Source organism: Thalassovita autumnalis (genome assembly GCF_001458255.1).
GTDB lineage: Bacteria > Pseudomonadota > Alphaproteobacteria > Rhodobacterales > Rhodobacteraceae > Thalassobius > Thalassobius autumnalis.
Genome location: NZ_CYSB01000003.1, coordinates 1 through 2,119 on the forward strand (window position 1 = coordinate 1; position 2,119 = coordinate 2,119).

2 protein-coding genes are annotated in these 2,119 nt (G+C 53.7%); one reads left to right on the plus strand and one right to left on the minus strand.

From position 1 onward, the window contains the following. On the minus strand, positions 1–436 hold a 436-nt coding region (locus tag TL5118_RS21480; RefSeq protein WP_207383430.1), incomplete at its 3' end, for a helix-turn-helix domain-containing protein. 318 nt (positions 437–754) lie between these two features. On the opposite strand from TL5118_RS21480, the gene TL5118_RS00025 reads away from it, so the two are divergent. Next, positions 755–1,801 carry an AAA family ATPase gene (locus TL5118_RS00025; RefSeq protein ID WP_058241776.1) on the plus strand — a complete coding sequence of 349 codons (1,047 nt, stop codon included), beginning with the start codon at positions 755–757 and terminating at the stop codon, positions 1,799–1,801. Positions 1,802–2,119: the final 318 nt, after the last annotated feature.

Consider the following 2,119-nt stretch of genomic DNA (forward strand, 5'->3'; position numbering starts at 1 on the left):
CCCGATACACCTTAGCAAAGCTGCAAAACTGTCCGAAAAGGTGGGACCACTTCACACCTCGAACAGCGAAGATGTGAAACCGCACGGACCCTCCCAACCGGAGACTTGGCAGGACGCCCTCGCGTGCCCAATTTCGAATGGTGGCTGGGGTGCAGCCACATTGAACGGCCAGGTCGTTAGCTGTCGCCAACGGTTCAAGAAGGTCGCCGCGAAGAGAGGTATCTAACGCGACAGTGTGCGGGATCCCCTCGATCCGCCAGACATCAAGCATGCTGTATCGCGCGCGCTTCCAGGGGCCGGGAACGGGCAAAAGATGGTGCTCCCGGCTGATCTTTCTCACAGTGTCGGCATCCAGCCGCCACCGTTGTGCGATTTGCGATTGCGAAAGCGAGGGGAGATTTGATGTCGTGCGTGCAGCAGCGCGAAGATTTGCCATGACTTGTTTCATGACAAGAAAGTGGGGTCGTTTGGCCGAGCGAGAAAAAATTAACCGAAAGAGGTTTGGCAGCGGGTAAACACCAAAGAGCCACATTGCTGAGCTCGCTCAGCCATTTAGTCGCTGACGTTGAGTGCCACCCACATAGAAAAAGGCTCTTGCAGGAGCCTTTTTCTATGTGGGTGTCTTCAATCTGGGTGCATAAGAAAAAAGCGAAAAAGGGATTCAAACCCCCTGTCTGGAGCGAGATTGGCGCCCTTATGTCCTGTTCAGCAGCTGGGAAAACCTCAGCAAGAACTGAAAGGACCTTCCGTGAAAATGACACTGCAACCCAAGCCCGAATTCATTTTCGAGCGTGCCAATGACCATATCCCAAGCCGGGAGTGCAACTATGTCATCCGAGATCTCTGCAATCGAAAAGAGGTTGGCATGCTCGTCGCCCCCAGCAATGTTGGCAAGACAGCGGTGGCAGTGGCGCTCGGCGCCCATGTGGTGCAAGGAAAACCCATTCTTACGATGAATACCAGACGTGGCGCCGTTCTGCATATCTGCGGAGAAGGCGGGGATGGTGTTAAAGACCGCGTTTATGCCCTGCTCAGGGATGTTGAGGATGCCGAAGACTATCTCGTGATGAAATCACGTTTGAATCTTGGCGATCCAGATCATGTGCCTGAATTGATAGATCAGCTGAAAGAGCACCTGCCGCGCTGTGAAACTGCGATCAGCATGATCATCATCGACACGTTCATTCATGCGATCGCCGACCTGAACGAGAATTTCTCGAACGAAATGAGCATCGCCACGTCAGGCGCTCAGACAATCGCGGAAGAATTGGATGCGCATGTCCTTCTGGTCCACCACACAGGGCGTGACGAGGACAAAGGTGGGCGGGGCTCATCGGCGATCAGAACGAATGTCGACTCTGAGTTCACAATCAAGAAGAATGAAGACACTGGCGCTTGCGTCGTCAACACCACAAAGCAGCGCAACATGGCAGGTGACCTGCGGTTTTCATACCTGCTGGAGAAGGTCAAACTTTGCACTGATGTGGAAGGCTTCGACCGCTTTACTGTGAAGGCTACGCTTCTGGATGGGTCGCTTTCGACCGATGATGTGGCACCCGCGAAGTTTAGCCCCCTCCAAGCGGCAGCCTGGACGGCCTTGAAGGGAATTCAAGCGGACGAAAAGACAGGGGCGATGACATCCGATATTCTCAAGGCCATTCCTCCTGAGCTTCATCCGAAGGGGGTGAATCCAAATGCAAAGGTAACCACATTGCGAGGTGCCCTGACAAAGCTTGAAGTGGCTGGCAAGCTAAATGGCGTGAAAAACGGGAGTGGGAACTACTTTTGGTCTCTGACTTAAAAAAGTCGCCACACGCGGCCAATTTGCGTAACTATCCTTGGGCATTTTGGGGGGGAGGTAAAATTTCCACCCCCATGTGCCGGACCTTGGCCAGCACTCACCAACTCGCTACCTTCCTTCTAACCGCATCCAAGTCCAGCACGTTTGCGACTGGAAAAGAACTCAATTTCTTTCGAAGTCGGTGCAGACATCTGCTCGCAGAAGCACTCGAGCCAAACCGCGTTCTCGCTTTCTGTCAGTTCGGCGACGCCCATTTGCCCGCTTAGGGTCAGGACCCATTGATTTCCGCGTAGGGGCGTGATTCACAGTTCGAAAAAC